At 56.5% G+C, this 14,252-nt stretch carries 14 protein-coding genes and 1 tRNA gene; 9 read left to right on the top strand and 6 right to left on the bottom strand.

The genetic code is table 11. The features are described 5' to 3' along the window. Window positions 1-121: 121 nt before the first annotated feature. Window positions 122-1,045 (bottom strand): LysR family transcriptional regulator, encoded by a 924-nt coding sequence (locus tag ACR0A2_RS16605; RefSeq protein WP_480836198.1) that lies wholly within the window; start codon window positions 1,043-1,045, stop codon window positions 122-124. A gap of 122 nt (window positions 1,046-1,167) precedes the next feature. Between ACR0A2_RS16605 and cuyA the strand changes: the two genes are divergently transcribed. Then, window positions 1,168-2,181: a D-cysteate sulfo-lyase gene (cuyA, locus tag ACR0A2_RS16600; RefSeq protein ID WP_480836196.1), complete on the top strand. Its 1,014-nt coding sequence runs from the start codon at window positions 1,168-1,170 to the stop codon at window positions 2,179-2,181. 3 nt (window positions 2,182-2,184) lie between these two features. Beyond that, on the top strand, window positions 2,185-2,892 hold the full coding sequence (gene cuyB, locus ACR0A2_RS16595) for a cysteate racemase (protein ID WP_480836194.1): 708 nt from the start codon (window positions 2,185-2,187) through the stop codon (window positions 2,890-2,892). A 53-nt stretch (window positions 2,893-2,945) separates the two neighbouring features. On the opposite strand, the gene ACR0A2_RS16590 is transcribed toward cuyB, so the two are convergent. Then, the gene (locus ACR0A2_RS16590) at window positions 2,946-3,857 is read right to left on the bottom strand and encodes a LysR family transcriptional regulator (RefSeq protein ID WP_480620793.1); all 912 of its coding nucleotides are present in this window, start codon (window positions 3,855-3,857) and stop codon (window positions 2,946-2,948) included. 242 nt (window positions 3,858-4,099) lie between these two features. On the opposite strand from ACR0A2_RS16590, the gene ACR0A2_RS16585 reads away from it, so the two are divergent. The 4 genes from ACR0A2_RS16585 (at window position 4,100) to ACR0A2_RS16570 (ending at window position 8,442) form a co-directional block, all read left to right on the top strand. Then, the gene (locus ACR0A2_RS16585; protein WP_480836192.1) at window positions 4,100-5,065 is read left to right on the top strand and encodes an ABC transporter substrate-binding protein; all 966 of its coding nucleotides are present in this window, start codon (window positions 4,100-4,102) and stop codon (window positions 5,063-5,065) included. A gap of 67 nt (window positions 5,066-5,132) precedes the next feature. Next, complete coding sequence (locus ACR0A2_RS16580) at window positions 5,133-6,188, top strand: quaternary amine ABC transporter ATP-binding protein (RefSeq protein WP_152456674.1); 1,056 nt, start codon at window positions 5,133-5,135, stop codon at window positions 6,186-6,188. After that, window positions 6,185-7,726: an ABC transporter permease gene (locus ACR0A2_RS16575; protein WP_171230773.1), complete on the top strand. Its 1,542-nt coding sequence runs from the start codon at window positions 6,185-6,187 to the stop codon at window positions 7,724-7,726. Before ACR0A2_RS16580 ends, ACR0A2_RS16575 begins: the two co-directional genes overlap by 4 nt. After that, window positions 7,723-8,442, top strand: coding sequence for an alpha/beta fold hydrolase (locus ACR0A2_RS16570; RefSeq protein ID WP_480836189.1), 720 nt, complete (start codon window positions 7,723-7,725; stop codon window positions 8,440-8,442). Before ACR0A2_RS16575 ends, ACR0A2_RS16570 begins: the two co-directional genes overlap by 4 nt. A 111-nt stretch (window positions 8,443-8,553) precedes the next feature. Here the strand turns inward: ACR0A2_RS16570 and ACR0A2_RS16565 are convergent, their stop codons facing one another. Next, window positions 8,554-9,459: a hypothetical protein gene (locus ACR0A2_RS16565; protein ID WP_480836187.1), complete on the bottom strand. Its 906-nt coding sequence runs from the start codon at window positions 9,457-9,459 to the stop codon at window positions 8,554-8,556. Between the two features lie 145 nt (window positions 9,460-9,604). Here ACR0A2_RS16565 and ACR0A2_RS16560 point away from each other — a divergent pair. The 3 genes from ACR0A2_RS16560 to ACR0A2_RS16550 all read left to right on the top strand — a co-directional run bounded on the left by ACR0A2_RS16560 (window position 9,605) and on the right by ACR0A2_RS16550 (window position 12,422). Continuing rightward, window positions 9,605-9,680, top strand: a tRNA-Thr gene (locus tag ACR0A2_RS16560). A gap of 134 nt (window positions 9,681-9,814) precedes the next feature. After that, window positions 9,815-10,594 (top strand): hypothetical protein, encoded by a 780-nt coding sequence (locus ACR0A2_RS16555; RefSeq protein ID WP_480836186.1) that lies wholly within the window; start codon window positions 9,815-9,817, stop codon window positions 10,592-10,594. Further along, window positions 10,569-12,422, top strand: coding sequence for a 7-cyano-7-deazaguanine synthase (locus ACR0A2_RS16550; protein ID WP_480836184.1), 1,854 nt, complete (start codon window positions 10,569-10,571; stop codon window positions 12,420-12,422). Before ACR0A2_RS16555 ends, ACR0A2_RS16550 begins: the two co-directional genes overlap by 26 nt. Here ACR0A2_RS16550 and ACR0A2_RS16545 read toward each other — a convergent pair whose 3' ends face one another. Genes ACR0A2_RS16545 through ACR0A2_RS16535 form a run of 3 tightly spaced genes read right to left on the bottom strand, consistent with a single transcriptional unit; the run spans window position 12,423 to window position 14,171 of the window. After that, window positions 12,423-13,484, bottom strand: coding sequence for a tyrosine-type recombinase/integrase (locus tag ACR0A2_RS16545; protein ID WP_480836182.1), 1,062 nt, complete (start codon window positions 13,482-13,484; stop codon window positions 12,423-12,425). Next, window positions 13,462-13,968 (bottom strand): helix-turn-helix domain-containing protein, encoded by a 507-nt coding sequence (locus tag ACR0A2_RS16540; RefSeq protein WP_480836180.1) that lies wholly within the window; start codon window positions 13,966-13,968, stop codon window positions 13,462-13,464. Before ACR0A2_RS16540 ends, ACR0A2_RS16545 begins: the two co-directional genes overlap by 23 nt. Next, a complete protein-coding gene (locus ACR0A2_RS16535) occupies window positions 13,968-14,171 on the bottom strand; it encodes a helix-turn-helix domain-containing protein (RefSeq protein WP_058272705.1) in 204 nt (67 codons plus the stop codon). Before ACR0A2_RS16535 ends, ACR0A2_RS16540 begins: the two co-directional genes overlap by 1 nt. Between the last annotated feature and the right edge of the window lie 81 nt (window positions 14,172-14,252).

Raw genomic sequence — 14,252 nt, 5'->3', positions numbered from 1 at the left:
ACCTGCCCTGTTGCTGTCATTTCAGCACAGGTTAGATACATCCAGCTCGGTTTTGCCACTATTCCGTTGCGTATTCTTCCGATGCTGATCGGCAGACCCAGCACCTTTCTCGGTGAACGGCTCAGGTCGCCTCGTCGCTTTGATCCTGCGACAACCAAAAGCTTTGCGATTGCCCGGCAAGACGTTGCCAAATCTGTTCACTGAACTCTGGCTTCGCTTCGGCCAAACGGACCATTCTTATTGTCAGCGCCTGCGCAGGCAGGGCGTCTTCAACGCTTACAAGCTGTCCCTGAGCAAGCGGCGTGGCGACCAAAGAATAGGGCAACCAGGCAACACCGATTTCCTTCACGGCATAATGCAGCATCGCCAGCGTCAGGGCCGTCTCGGCCTTGGCCACGAGTCTGGTTTCGTCGGGCAACCGCGGTGCAATCAATTGGGAAAACACTTGCCCAAGAAAAACATCAGGCGGGTAGACAATCGCAGGAATGGTCTTGCCATCCAATTCCCCGCGCATTGCAGGTGCGCATACCGGGATCAATTTGTCGGCACCAAGCGTCTTTGCCTCAAACGCACTTTCGAGGTTCTGCACAACGCCGTCCGATGCCGCGTACATGATCGCGAAATCAACTTCTTTCGAGATCAGTTGCAACAGGCATTCGTCCTGGTTCCCCGATCGCACCTGAACCGAGATATCGCTGTTTTCGGTCAACATCCGGACCACTTTCGGCGAGACGGTTGTCGTCAGCGCATGCTGGCACACGAGCGACAAAGACTGGCTGGCCTGATCGCTTTCTGTTTTCAAACTGTGACGCAGTTTGTGCAGACGCGCGCTCAGTTCGCGCAGTTCAGGTTCCAACGCCTGAACGCCCGGCATCAGGGATACGGGTTTGCGGCGACGATCAAACAGGGTCGCACCGATACTGCCTTCGATGAGCCGCACCCGACGGGTAAAGGCAGATTGGGTCAGCAGCCGTTTTTCCGCAGCCCGTGTCAGCGATCCGCTGTCCAGCACGGCCAATATGTCGTCGATCCATTCCAAACGCATGTGAGTCAGATAGCGCAGGCCTTACTAATATGCAATTTTTGCAACATATCTGCCGAATTTCGAATTAGCAGAGCGGATACACACAGCGTAAATTGACGAAAATCGATATTAGGAATTGTGACATGCATCTTGCGCGCTTTCCCCGCCTTCACCTCGCCCATCTTCCGACACCGCTTGAACCGATGAAGCGGCTTTCCAAAGAACTGGGGGTGGAAATCTGGATCAAGCGCGACGATTGCACCGGCATGTCAACCGGCGGCAACAAGACCCGCAAGCTGGAATTCCTGATGGCCGAAGCAGAAGCACAGGGCGCCGACATGGTGATGACGCAAGGTGCCACCCAAACCAACCACGGCCGACAAACCGCAGCGTTCGCCGCCAAGCTGGGCCTTGATTGCCATATTCTTCTGGAAGATCGCACCGGCTATCAAGATGGCAACTACAATACAAACGGCAATGTCCTGCTGGACCACTTGCACGGCGCGACCACCCAGAAGTTTCCCGGGGGTCACGATATGCCGGGCGAAATGGAAAAGGCTGCCGCGAAGAAACGGGCAGAAGGCCGCAATGTCTATGTCATTCCCGGCGGCGGCTCGAACCCGACCGGGGCGCTGGGCTATGTAAACGCGGCCTTTGAATTGTTGGGTCAAGCCAATGACAGCGGATTGCGGATTGACCGGCTGGTACATGCAACCGGGTCGTCCGGTACGCAGGCAGGTTTGGTGACGGGAATGTGCGCCATGAATGCGCAGGTGCCGGTGCTTGGCATCGGGACAAGGGCACCTCGGCCAAAGCAGGAACAGATGGTGTACGACCTCGCCTGCAAGACGGCCGAAAAGCTGGGGTGCGCGGGCGTGGTAAAGCGTGAAGATGTCATGGCCAATACCGACTATGTCGGCGAAGGCTATGGCCTGCCCACTGAAAGCGGCATCGAAGCGATCCAGATGTTTGCCGAATTGGAAGGTATCCTTCTGGATCCCTGCTATTCGGCCAAGGGTGCGGCGGGCCTGATCGATCTGGCGCGCAAAGGCGAATTCAAAGACCAACGGGTCGTTTTCCTTCACACGGGCGGCGCGGCGGCTTTGGCGGGGTATGACTTTGCCTTCGATCGCAAAGACCGCTGGGTGAATATCTGAGCAATGACGCAGCACCCCATCGGTATTCTTGGCGGCATGGGCCCCGAGGCAACGATCCTCCTCCAGCGCAAGCTGGTCGAGGCCGTGCCGGTGAGCGACGACCGGGACCACATTCCGCTTTTGATCGACATGAACACTCAGGTCCCGTCGCGGATCGCGCATCTGATCGACGGGGCGGGCGAAGATCCGGGGCCGACACTGGCGGCGATGGCACGACGACTTCAGGATGCCGGTGCCATGGCGCTGGCAATGCCCTGCAACACGGCGCATCACTATGCAAAGGCGATCACCGAGGCCGTGACCGTTCCGCTGTTGAACATGGTTGAACTGGCCGCGGATCACGCCGTCGGGACACTCGGGAAGGGGGGGTGCGTTGGTGTGCTCGCTTCTCCGGCGGTGCGCCGTACTGGCCTTTTCGAAACAGCCCTGCAAGCGCGCGGGCTGTCAACCGTTTGGCCAACGGATGACGGCGCGATGCTGGAGGCGATCCGCGCGATCAAGGTCAACGGTCAAAGCGACAAGGCGCGCGAAACTCTGCGAGCGTCCTCAAGGGCCTTGGTCAAGGCGGGGGCGGACTTGCAGTTTGTCGCTTGCTCTGAATTCTCCCTCATTGCCGACAGCGTCGCGGATGACGCCAATGCAGTGGATACGATTGATCTGCTGGTCCGCGCGATCGTCAGTTTTTCTCAGACGGACCGGCATACGAGGTAAAGGCGCATCTTCCGTTCAATGGCCGGTTGGTGCGCCAAAACGAATCCGTCCGGTCACAAACGCTGCCAAAGCTGGTGCGCGATCTGATCCAAACTGGCCGGATTGGAAAAGGCTGAAATCGTCAACGTCGCACACCATGCATCGTCACCGATCGGCACCAGCAAGCCCTGATCCAGCTCCGCTGAGATCGACGTTTCGGGCATCCAGGCAAATCCGCTGCCGGTCATCAATCTACGTTTGATCGTTTCGACCAGGCTATCGACATATATCGTTTCGGTATTCTGGGGTTTCCGGTCAACGGTGTTTTCAACGACCATGCCCAAGAAGGACGATCGGTCATAGGCCAGATAGGGGATCGGCGGGCCATCCTGCCGGGACAAATCCCAACCCAGTGTCCGCACCGGCTGAGCGGCAGCCACCGGTATCAGACGGTCCTTCAACAGATCCTTACGCTCGAACGCGGTTTCGTCGATCATGGGCGAGACAGTATGGTGATAGTAGCACAGCAGGATATCCACCGCGCCTTCGACCAAAAGATCACAGCAGGTGCTCAGAGAATCGGACAGGACGCGTGTGCGCAAATCGGGGATCTGTTTCTGCAACTCTTCTATGCGGGTTGCCAAAAAATTAACCGCAATGGTGTGCAGAACCGAAAACCGGATGAACCGACTGTCGCCCCGGTCGGCGTCCCGCAGGGATTGGCGGGATTCAGACAGCTGTGAAATTGCCGCCTGGGCAACAGGCAGGAATTGTTTGCCGGCCTCGGTCAATTGAACCGGATAGGTTGCCCGATTGACCAAAGGCAGCCCCACCCAGCTTTCCAACGCTTTGATTCTGCGACTGAATGCGGATTGCGTGATGTTACGTTCATCAGACGCACGGGTGAAGTTCAAGGTCCGGGCGAGGCATTCAAAATCGCGTAGCCAATTCAGATCCAAAGCGTGTCCCCGCTTGTGAAAGAGCATTTTCAGCAAGGGTACAGAAAACTATGCAGAAACAGAATAGTTTGATGAAATGTTCGAATTGGCTCTCGGAAAAGCTCCTGTTCTAGACTTCCGGGCAGGGTGTGGCGGTTGGCCTTGTTTTCAGCCTCCCGTCCGAATGTGTCGCCAAAGGCAAGTTGGCGCGCCCCTATTGCGCGACGGGAAAATCGAACAACGGAAAGAACGACGCCGAACCACGGCGCATTTCAACAGAGGAGAAGACCATGAGAACAAATCTGAAAAAGCTGGGGATGGCTGCTGCGCTCAGCGTCTGCGCTGTGCCGGCATTCGCAGCCGAAGAAGTGAAAATCGGCGTGCCATCCTGGACCGGCGCCCAGGCGATTGCCCATGTTCTGGGCGCGGTCGTGGAAATGCGCATCGGGGGCAAAGTGGAATATGTGCCCGGCAACAACGCCACGATCTTTCAGGCGATGGATCAGGGCAAGGGCGATATCGACGTTCATCCCGACGTTTGGCTGCCCAACCAGGAAAGCTTCACCAAGAAGTATGTGGACGAAGCGGGCACCGTCACCCTGTCATCGAACCCCTACGAGGGCAATCAGGGTTTCTGCGTCAGCAAAGACTTTGGTGAAGCCAACAACATCACCGACATCGCCGATCTGGGCCGCCCGGATGTGGCCGCATTGATGGACAGTGACGGCAATGGCAAAGGTGAAATGTGGATTGGCGCGCCGGGTTGGGCTTCGGCCAACGTGAACGAAGTCAAAACCCGCGACTATGGTTTACTTGATTTCATTGAGCCGATACGTGCCGAGGAAAGCGTGAAAACCGCGCGTATCAAGGACAGCATCGCCAAGGGCGAAGGCTACGCCTTTTATTGCTACAAGCCGCATGCCGTCTGGTACATGTTCGACGTCCAGATGTTGACCGAGCCACAATTCGACCCGGCAAAATACGTGATGGTCCAACCGTCTGATGACCCGGACTGGTACAACAAATCCAATGTTGCGACCAAGGACGCCCTCAAGAACGTGCAGATTGCGTGGTCCAACACGCTGCCAGAGCGTTCTCCGGCGATTGCCGATTTCTTGGCGAATTTCGCATTGACGGCGGATGATGTCAGCGAGTTCGCCTATGAGATCAGCGGCAAGGGCCGCGACCCGGCGGACGTTGCCCGTGAATGGGTCGAAGCGAACCCGGATCGTGTCGACGCCTGGCTGGGTCTCTGATCTCTCGTCCCAAAACAGGGTGGCGGCGATGGACGGCGCCACCCAGATGCGCACCTCTGGGGGACTTATGAGCGACGATACCGTTATTGAAATCTCGAATGTCTGGAAGATTTTCGGGGGCAGGCCCGAGGTGGCGCTGCAGGCAATCCGCGACCGTGGATTGGACAAAGCCCAGGTGCTGGCGGAATACAACTGCGTTGTGGGCGTCGCGGATGTCAGTCTTTCGGTCAATCGGGGCGAGATATTCTGCATCATGGGCCTGTCAGGCAGCGGGAAGTCCACTCTGGTTCGCCATTTCAACCGGCTGTTGGAACCCACCGCAGGCAAGATCGAAATCGAAGGCACTGACGTGATGGCCCTGGGCCCGAAAGAGCTTCAGCAGTTTCGCAACAACAAGATTGGCATGGTCTTTCAGAACTTTGCGCTGATGCCGCATCGGTCTGTGCTGGACAATGTCGCAATGCCGCTGGAGATCCGGCAGGTCAGCAAGAATGAACGCATGCGTCAGGCCGCTGCTATTCTGGATATCGTCGAACTCGGAGCCTGGGGATCGAAATTCGCACACGAGCTGTCCGGGGGTATGCAGCAACGTGTGGGCCTTGCCCGGGCACTGGCAGCGAACCCGGATGTGTTGTTGATGGACGAACCGTTCTCGGCGTTGGACCCGTTGATCCGGCGGCAATTGCAGGATGAGTTCATTCGACTGAGCAAAATCCTGAAAAAGACGACGATCTTCATCACCCATGATTTGGATGAAGCCGTCCGCATCGGGAACCGGATCGCGATCATGCGCGACGGCAAGGTGGTGCAGATCGGAACGGCCGAAGACATCGTAATGAACCCCGCCGATGACTATGTCGCCGATTTCGTGGCGGGTATCTCAAGGCTCAAGGTGGTGCGTGCCCACGCCGTCATGCGGCCCATACCGGAACATGTCGCGACCCATGGTCCTCTGCCCTCGGACGCCCCGCGTGTGAATGAAGGCGAAAACCTGAGCACGCTGATCAATCTGGCAATCGACACCGACAGCGCGATCCTTGTGGAGGACGGCGGCGTGGATGTTGGCGTCATAACCCGTGCCGATCTGTTGCGCACCGTGATCGAAGGAACCGAAGTGTCATGAGTTCTTCAGATGTGAACCCGCTGGAAGATACAGAGAACGAGGCCGCTTTGGCATATGCCGAAGAGCGGCGCGAAAACATCCGGGCCTTTGTTCGCACCAGCCCCGACTATTACATCCGCAACTTCGACAAGATCGGCGCGTCGTCCCGCTTTACACCGACTTTCAATCTGATGGCCGGGTTGTTTGGCCCGGTCTGGTTCGGTGCACGGGGCTTGTGGTCATGGGCGTTGCCATTTCTGATCCTCGAAACAATAGCCTACGTGCAGATCGCGCGCGGGTTGTTCGGCGACCTGGCGGCCGAGGCGATGGAACGCATCGCGTCAATTGAAGGGACGCTTGAGCTGCGCCGACAGCAGTTGGCCGCTGCCATCGAAAACAATTCGGACAAGATCGACGTCTATCAGCGAACGGTGGACTCGCTCGAGGAAAACATAGGTGGCATCCGCGCCGAAGCCGAAGCTATGGCCGCTGAAGGGCCTTACATCGTTCTGACCGGCCTGATCATTCTGATCATCGTCAAGCTTGTTCAGTCTCAGGTGGCAAACTGGGCGCTCGAGGCGCGTTTCTCGGAATGGCTGTCAGATCGTTCAATCCGATCAGCAATGCCGGTATCGCAGATCGTGTTCAGCGCGATCTTCATGGCGCTGATCGTTGCTGCGGCGATGATGCATTACAGCTTTCCGGGGCGTTTCTCGTTGCTCAGCCATTTCCCGACAGACCCCAATATCCGCCTGACCAGCATCACTTGGGTGGAAGATTTCATCGCCTGGTGCGTGCGCAACAGCGAAGCGTTCTTTGACGGGCTGACATTCGGTATCCGTACCCTGCTGGACGCGCTTGAGGTCATCTTGGTGCAGACGCCATGGATCGTGATCGCCAGTCTCATCATTCTGCTGACATGGCTGACTGCGGGCGTCAGCACGGCAATCTATTCGGGCGCGTTTCTGGCCTATATGGGGCTTTTGGGCTTTTGGGAGGGCGCAATGACCACGCTGGCCTTGTTGGGGACAGCGGCGTGCCTGTCGATTGTCATCGGAATTCCGCTGGGCATGTTCGCGGCGCGTCGCCCTCGGTTCTATGCTTTCATCCAGCCGATCATGGATTTCATGCAAACCATGCCCGCCTTTGTTTTCATGGTCCCCGTGATCGCTTTTTTTGGTGTAGGCAAGCCGGCGGCAGTCGTGGTCACGATGATTTTCGGTGGTACGCCCGTGGTGCGCCTGACCGTTCTCGGCTTGCGTGGCGTGCCCGAAAGCGTGCGCGAGGCGGCGATCAGTTTCGGCGCCAACAAATGGTACCTGCTCACCAAAGTCGACTTGCCGCTGGCGAGCCCGTCGATCCGGGCGGGGATCAATCAGACAATCATGTTGTCACTGGCAATGGTTGTTGTTGCGTCTCTGATCGGTGCCAAAGGGCTGGGCGAGGATGTTCTTGAAGCGTTGCAATACGCGAATGTGGGCCAGGGTATTCTTGCGGGGTTCTCAATCCTGTTCTGTGCCATGATCCTCGATCGGATTGTGCAGGGCGGCCGGAAATGACACCCATCGTGTTTGTTCACGGGTTCCTGGGCGGCAGTCGGCAATGGCAGCGGCAGGTCGAGGCTTTGCAAGGTTACGATGTCATCACGCTGGATCTGCCGGGTTTTGGCGAAAATGCGCAACGTGACGCGTTTTGCAGCATCTCGGGATTCGCGGACTGGGCGCTGAATGAGCTGAAGGCGCGCGACATCGAGACATTCCACCTGGTTGGTCACTCGATGGGTGGAATGGTCGCGCAGGAAATGGTTGCCCGTGCGCCCGAGCGTGTTGACCGTTTGGTTCTTTATGGCACCGGGTCCGTAGGTGTGCTGCCCGGGCGGTTTGAGACCATCGACACTTCGAAAACCCGTGCCTGTGCAGACGGGCCGAAAGTGACGGCGCGGCGGATTGCGGCAACCTGGTTTCTCGAACGCGAAAAAGCCTTGGAATATGAACTTTGCGCCACGATAGCCCAGAAAAGCAACCTGAAGGCCATGCTGTCAGGTTTGGATGCGATGCATTCCTGGAGCGGCGCTGAAAACCTACCGGCAATCAGGACCAAGACGCTGATTATCTGGGGGGATCGTGATCGCACCTACCCATGGAGTCAGACGGAACAGCTGTGGCAATCCATCCCGAATGCAAACCTAGCGGTGATACCAAACTCTGCACATGCGACGCATCTGGAAAAAGCTGAACTGTTCAACGGGATATTGCGAGATTACTTAGTTGCCTGATATTCGGCAGGGCCCCAAATACCCATGCGTTCCTGCTATCACGCTGGATTCGTGAAAAAAGCTCCCTTCGCGCCATTTGTGCACCCAATCCAACGGCACTGCGCAAACCGATCAGATTTGCAAGACACGAACTTCCGGCATGGACCGGATCGTGGCCAGATCCTGCTCGTAAAGCTCTGTGAACGCTTCAACTATGTCGGAATTCCAGCCCGGTAAATCGAGCTCTTCTTCGATCTGCTCCGGCCGGGCGTATTCGTCCAGAATATTCGCCATCTCTTCACGTCGGCGGCCGTGATCGATGGCGTCCCCTTTTCTCACGATGTCCAATACATGACGTTGTCCGGCTTCTGTCAAAAGGGAGGACAGGAATGCAAACTCTTCATGAAGCACAGCCTCATCAGGCAGTCCCGCTATGGCGCGGATGATATCGCCCCAGATAAGCGGGGAGTTCTCGTGTTCCCACAAGGTGAGCTGAACCTGAGGCGCAAGATCCCGCAGGTCTTCGATCATGCCAAGCCAGCTGAGGCAGCTTAAATCAGTGCTGGCCAGAATGTCCCGCCGATGGTCTTCATGGATCGAGGCCAGAATCTTTGGGATAAAAACCCCGGGGTTCACCAGCCCTGCAAACACTTGAACCTGCACGCCGTCCAGCAGAGTACCCGTATGGGCTGTTCTATTCCCCGCAAACGGATAGATCTGGCCGTCTTGCAGCGCGGTACGCCTGGGGCCAAAGAACTTGTCGCTCGACACAACCACGCGGTCCAGATTCTGGTTTCCGGCAACAAGCTCGGACAATCTGTTCCGTGCGTCTGCATCAGATACGCCCTGCAGAATCGAGTCAGACATCACTTTGACGAATAGCCGGGACCGACGCGGCCCCAGAACCGCAGTTCGGTATTTGGCCAGTACGCTCCTGTTCGCGCCAAGCGAGGACATCACCAGCCCTTCATCCGAAAAGGCAACACCGGCGTGTATGGCAACCTGCATTTTTTCCTTTACCCCTTGGCTTTTCTGCATAGCCGCGTCCGTTACACTCGCGAGATATTTGCAACGGATGAATTCAGCGTTTTTTTGCACGTTCTCAGGAAATCGGGCAATGTCTAAGTTTGGGCTAAAATTCAGGCTTGCAGTCTACTGCCAGAGGAAGTAATCGACAGCCAGTGCCCCTATAGCTCAGCTGGTAGAGCAACTGATTTGTAATCAGTAGGTCCGCGGTTCGAGTCCGTGTGGGGGCACCAATTTTTTCAAAGACTTACGATGCGATCTCATGCTTAACACTCGCTTCGGGTAAGCGTAGGGTAAGCGTAGATGCCGATTTTTCCCTTTACGTTCGCCTGATGGTTGTATGACTCTTCAGGCAAGGGAGGAACTGATGGGACACATCAGGCTTGGCACATTGCCTCGGTCCAGGAAGTGGCGCGAGGTCGTTAATCTGATCGCAACCAATGCGTCAGTCGAAGAGATCGCCGAGGCGGCGGCTGAGGCATCCGACAAAGATCTCGCGCGCGCGAGTCGTGACCCTCGGTTTCAGTTTGTAAGTGATCTCCTCGTGAGGCTGCCTTTACTTGCAAGGGCTCCGGGCTTCGAAGACGCTTTGGCTGACTTGGGTATTGCGACGTCGGAACTCGGTTCAGTGACCGGCTTGCTGGCCGGTTTGGATCGTGCCGTTGATGGCAGGAGCTTCGATCTCCGAAGTTCCTCAGATGCAGGAGAATTGGCGAAGGCCGCGCTCTTGGAAAGCCTTTCCGTTCAGCTGCACGACCGGTTGCCATCCCTGTTTGAACCGACACCGCAAGAAATTCGCCAAGCTCTCGCGAGTTTCGCCGTGGGCGATGCTTTTGCAAGACTCGCGCGGGATTTCTTTGCCCGGCTGACATACCGCTCTCTAGACTACTATCTGAGCCGGGAACTCGCCAATCACACTGGCGAGGATCGACGCTTTTCAACCGATGCACAGCGAGTGGTATTTCAACAAGCCCTCGCCCAGCACACATTTGAAGTGTCTAGAATTGTCGAAGAATATGCGGGCGGCTGGTATGGCAAAACCGTCTGGCAGAAGCAGGCGCTTGATCGCGATGCAATAGACAAGTTCACAGCTCACGCGTTCAAAAAGATGCGCTCGGAGTTTGGGCGCCGTCGCGCCGTTGCCTGAAGTTGAAGTCAGATGGTTGCCGCCCCTGACAAAAAGCGGCGGTGATGAAGTCCTGCGTCTCGACATTGCTGGCCGCGAAGTCGCAATGTCGCTACGGATTGGACAATTGAACCGTCAATTGGTCGAGGGATTGCAGGATCGTGCGCTCGATTTGCTGGAGATTGCCGCGCTTGTCTATTGCGCGGACGCGGCAGTCAGCCGTGGTGGCCTGGCGGATCAGAAGATGGGTGAGAAGTGGCACAGACGGTTCGTAGCCACTATGCCGGTACGCGATCTGGATTTCTGGCAACGTGAGAGCGTAATACAGGCTCTGGAAGAAACGTTGATGTTTCTATCCGGCGACCGCTTTGAATTTTCTTTTTCGACCAAAGACGAACCGGATGCAGAGCGATCGCGCTTCTTCAAATTCGGCCGAAATAGTTCATGGAAGCCCCACCGTGTCTTGATGTTTTCCGGCGGGCTCGATTCCTTTGCGGGCGCTGTGGAAGAAATCGTGGAACAGAAACATCGGGTTGCTTTGGTCAGTCATGCCTCGTCCACGAAAATAGCGCCGGTCCAGAAACGGCTGATCTCAGCGCTGAGCAAACGGTACGGACCGGAAAAGTGCCGTCACATTCCCATGACCGCCCAGTTGAAGGGCCGATCGACTGCGGAAAGAACGCATCGCACACGCTCATTCTTGTTCGCGGTACTTGGGTCGATCACTGCAAAGGCCTTCGGACTGGACCGCTTGTCGTTTCATGAAAACGGCGTTGTGAGCCTCAACTTGCCGCCGGTTGGCAGTGTCATTGGAACGCGGGCGACGAGAACGACCCATCCTAAGGCACTCAACCTGTTGACCGGTTTTCTGCGGCTTGTTTTCGAGAACGATATGCGCGTCGACAATCCCTACTTCGCGCGCACTAAAGCTGAAGTCGTGGAGCGCATCTCCCAACTTGGGATGGCAGATCAAATTGTCGAGACGCGCAGTTGCGCGGATGTGCATAATCAAACCAATCAATACTTCCATTGCGGTCGCTGTTCGCAGTGTATCGATCGGCGTTTTGCGATGCTCTCAATAGGGCTTGAACGTTTTGACCCTGAAGATGCGTATCGCGTGGACTTGATGTCGGACGCTCGACCGAACGGCATCGACCGGGAGATGGCGTTGTCCTATGTGCGCAATGCAGTGTTGTTTGAAAACGCCACGCCAGATGCACTGATCCGAAATTTCCCCGTTGTGTTGGATGCGGTCAATCACCTCGACAATCCGCCAGACACAGCCATGGTGATGATCGCAGATTTGCTGAACCGCCATGGAAAGGCGGTCACATCGGTGATGCGCAGAACTCTTGAAAGCAAGTCACCCGGTGAGTTCCCTGAACAGAGTTTGCCAAGACTATATGGTGCGATGCAGAGCGCCTTGACCTTGCCGTTCGTACCTGCGGCCTCAGTTGATAAAAACGAGAAACAGCAACTTCCGCTGTCCATAGAAATCGACAAAGCCTCCCGTTTGGTTGTGATCGGCGAACATGTTGAGCTTAAGAAAAACGCCACAGCTGACCTGTTAGTGGTCTTGGCTGAAGAGTGGCTCCGTTCTGCTGGTGAAGGTCTCGAACCCATGGACCATCACTGCGTGAAATCTGGCGAACTCGTCGAAAAATTAGGCGTTGAATCCGACGAAGCCGTTAGACGGAGAATTCAGACTGCTCGCAGAACGCTTGCAGGGAGATTGGAGTCCGCTGGCCTGTCAGTTGATAAGCCCCAAGAGCTGATTGAAAATCTCCCTTGGCATGGATACCGGCTTGCTCCCGAGCGCGTGGTCGTTCGGGTGCGTCACCGGAGCTGATCATTCATCAATAACCGCGTCCTCGTCTGGCAACGGTCCACGGCGGCGAAACCGCCCCATCAGTTCGACCTGACGGCCAGGTGAAACAGAACCATAGGAGCTGAACGTCGTCATCACGTCGTCGTGTCCCATGTTCTGCGACCAGGCTTTATAGTCCTCTGGTGTCCTGCAGTGAAGTTTTGCCAGCTCTGCGATCGTATCTCGCACGCGGTGCGGCGAAAACGGTGGCAGCCCGGCGTTAACGAAAGCTTGCTTGAAGATCCTGGCCGCAGACGACGGGCCGGCCCACGGCTCGCGCGCGATACCTACTGCCTCAAATCGTCTGGACGGGCCAACAGCTACGCGCGTCTTGGGGAACAGAGGATCCGTGTCCGAGAAAAGATGGTCCTGACGAAGCTCCGCGATCCAGTCTCGCAGAATCCTTTCGACATCATCACCGAAGGGAAAGAAACTGGTCGTGAAGGACTTTCCAAACTTTGTATCCACGGAACGACCGTCAAACTGCACGCATTTATTGGCTGGATCGACATGACCCAGCCGCAGGGTGATGGCGGCACCTTCACGTGATCCGGTCAAGAAAAGGAAAGCGATCAGGGCGCGGTCACGGCGCTGGATCACTGTTTCTGCAGGCATGATGGACAACAGGTGGTTTACTTGTTCAGGGGACGGATGCGGCTTCCATAGGGTGCTTCGACGGGCCTGTTCCGATTTGCGATCCGGCGTGAGATAGGCAATGTCTGCGCGCGAGATCCTGGACTTGTACCCCGGTTGGTCCGCCATCCAGTCAAAAAGCTTCATGACATCGCGCAACACTCCGTTGATCGTAGCTGCCGACAGTGGCGCGCCCGTTCGTTCATTGCGCAGACCTTGCAGATGGCGTTTGAACGCGCGCGCCCTTTCTGAATGGAACGCCCTGTAGTCCTTACCGTTGAGCCATCTGTCATAGATGGCAATCGACGCTGCAGCTTTGTCGATCGAAGATTGCGACAGCCCCTTTGCGTCCTTCAGCCAGACGAGGTGTTTGCGCTTGATACGCAGGTTATCCGAGGTGTGTTTTGACATGGGTCTCGGGCTCCTCTTTCAAGGTCACTTTTGAATGGGGTTCAGCACAGGACACTAATCTTGGGGAGGCTTGTTGAATTGTGACCTCCAGTTTGGCCTGAATGGCTTCCAGATCTGAACGGCGAATGATCTTGTTCATGACCGCACCACACGTCGGACAGAGGGCTGTTACGCGGCCGCTGGAAGCTGTTTCCTGAACGTAGTCAGCGATCTTGCCGTCGGGTTCGCGCGGACCTCTGCAGCTGAGGCAGTAGCAGTGATGCAATGCCAACTTGCACCGCGCCTTGCGTTGTCTTTGTCCGAGGAAGTCCTTGAGCACATGTCCTTCGATCAACCAAGGCTTACTGCTGGTATCAGCCGCGAGTCCGTTGTTCCCAATCCAGCGAATGACGGTCTGGCGATGACAGCCCAGAACGTCCGCCACCTCCCAGACTGTGTAGACAAGGTGCGATTTGACTTTGTGTGAGGGGAAGGACTTTGCCATTACACACCCTCCCCGGAAATCGGTCCGCATGTATTCTGGCAGACCTGCGCCTCCTCAAAGGCTTCGATCACGCCTTCATCGTATAAAACGCGCGCGCCGATCTTCAAAAACCTGGGGCCCTTTCCGAGCCAGCGCCACTGCTCCAGCGTCCGCGGCGACATGTGCCACCGCTCCGCCAGCTGATCTTGTGTCAACTTGGGCATATCAACCTCAATTGCTCACTGCGGCACGAGGAAGTTCGGTCCGCTTCTGTTGAACAAAGTGAGGGTTCGGATCTCTAAAAT

The sequence above is a fragment of the Ruegeria sp. H8 genome (genome assembly GCF_056532905.1).
This window is presented reverse-complemented; position numbering and strand designations above follow the sequence as displayed.

What these genes read in the sequence shown, in the direction of transcription:
- ACR0A2_RS16605 (WP_480836198.1), bottom strand. Translation starts at nt 1,045, where the DNA reads ATGCGTTTGGAATGGATCGACGACATATTGGCCGTGCTGGACAGCGGA.
- cuyA (WP_480836196.1), top strand. Translation starts at nt 1,168, where the DNA reads ATGCATCTTGCGCGCTTTCCCCGCCTTCACCTCGCCCATCTTCCGACA.
- cuyB (WP_480836194.1), top strand. Translation starts at nt 2,185, where the DNA reads ATGACGCAGCACCCCATCGGTATTCTTGGCGGCATGGGCCCCGAGGCA.
- ACR0A2_RS16590 (WP_480620793.1), bottom strand. Translation starts at nt 3,857, where the DNA reads ATGCTCTTTCACAAGCGGGGACACGCTTTGGATCTGAATTGGCTACGC.
- ACR0A2_RS16585 (WP_480836192.1), top strand. Translation starts at nt 4,100, where the DNA reads ATGAGAACAAATCTGAAAAAGCTGGGGATGGCTGCTGCGCTCAGCGTC.
- ACR0A2_RS16580 (WP_152456674.1), top strand. Translation starts at nt 5,133, where the DNA reads ATGAGCGACGATACCGTTATTGAAATCTCGAATGTCTGGAAGATTTTC.
- ACR0A2_RS16575 (WP_171230773.1), top strand. Translation starts at nt 6,185, where the DNA reads ATGAGTTCTTCAGATGTGAACCCGCTGGAAGATACAGAGAACGAGGCC.
- ACR0A2_RS16570 (WP_480836189.1), top strand. Translation starts at nt 7,723, where the DNA reads ATGACACCCATCGTGTTTGTTCACGGGTTCCTGGGCGGCAGTCGGCAA.
- ACR0A2_RS16565 (WP_480836187.1), bottom strand. Translation starts at nt 9,459, where the DNA reads ATGCAGAAAAGCCAAGGGGTAAAGGAAAAAATGCAGGTTGCCATACAC.
- ACR0A2_RS16555 (WP_480836186.1), top strand. Translation starts at nt 9,815, where the DNA reads ATGGGACACATCAGGCTTGGCACATTGCCTCGGTCCAGGAAGTGGCGC.
- ACR0A2_RS16545 (WP_480836182.1), bottom strand. Translation starts at nt 13,484, where the DNA reads ATGTCAAAACACACCTCGGATAACCTGCGTATCAAGCGCAAACACCTC.
- ACR0A2_RS16540 (WP_480836180.1), bottom strand. Translation starts at nt 13,968, where the DNA reads ATGGCAAAGTCCTTCCCCTCACACAAAGTCAAATCGCACCTTGTCTAC.
- ACR0A2_RS16535 (WP_058272705.1), bottom strand. Translation starts at nt 14,171, where the DNA reads ATGCCCAAGTTGACACAAGATCAGCTGGCGGAGCGGTGGCACATGTCG.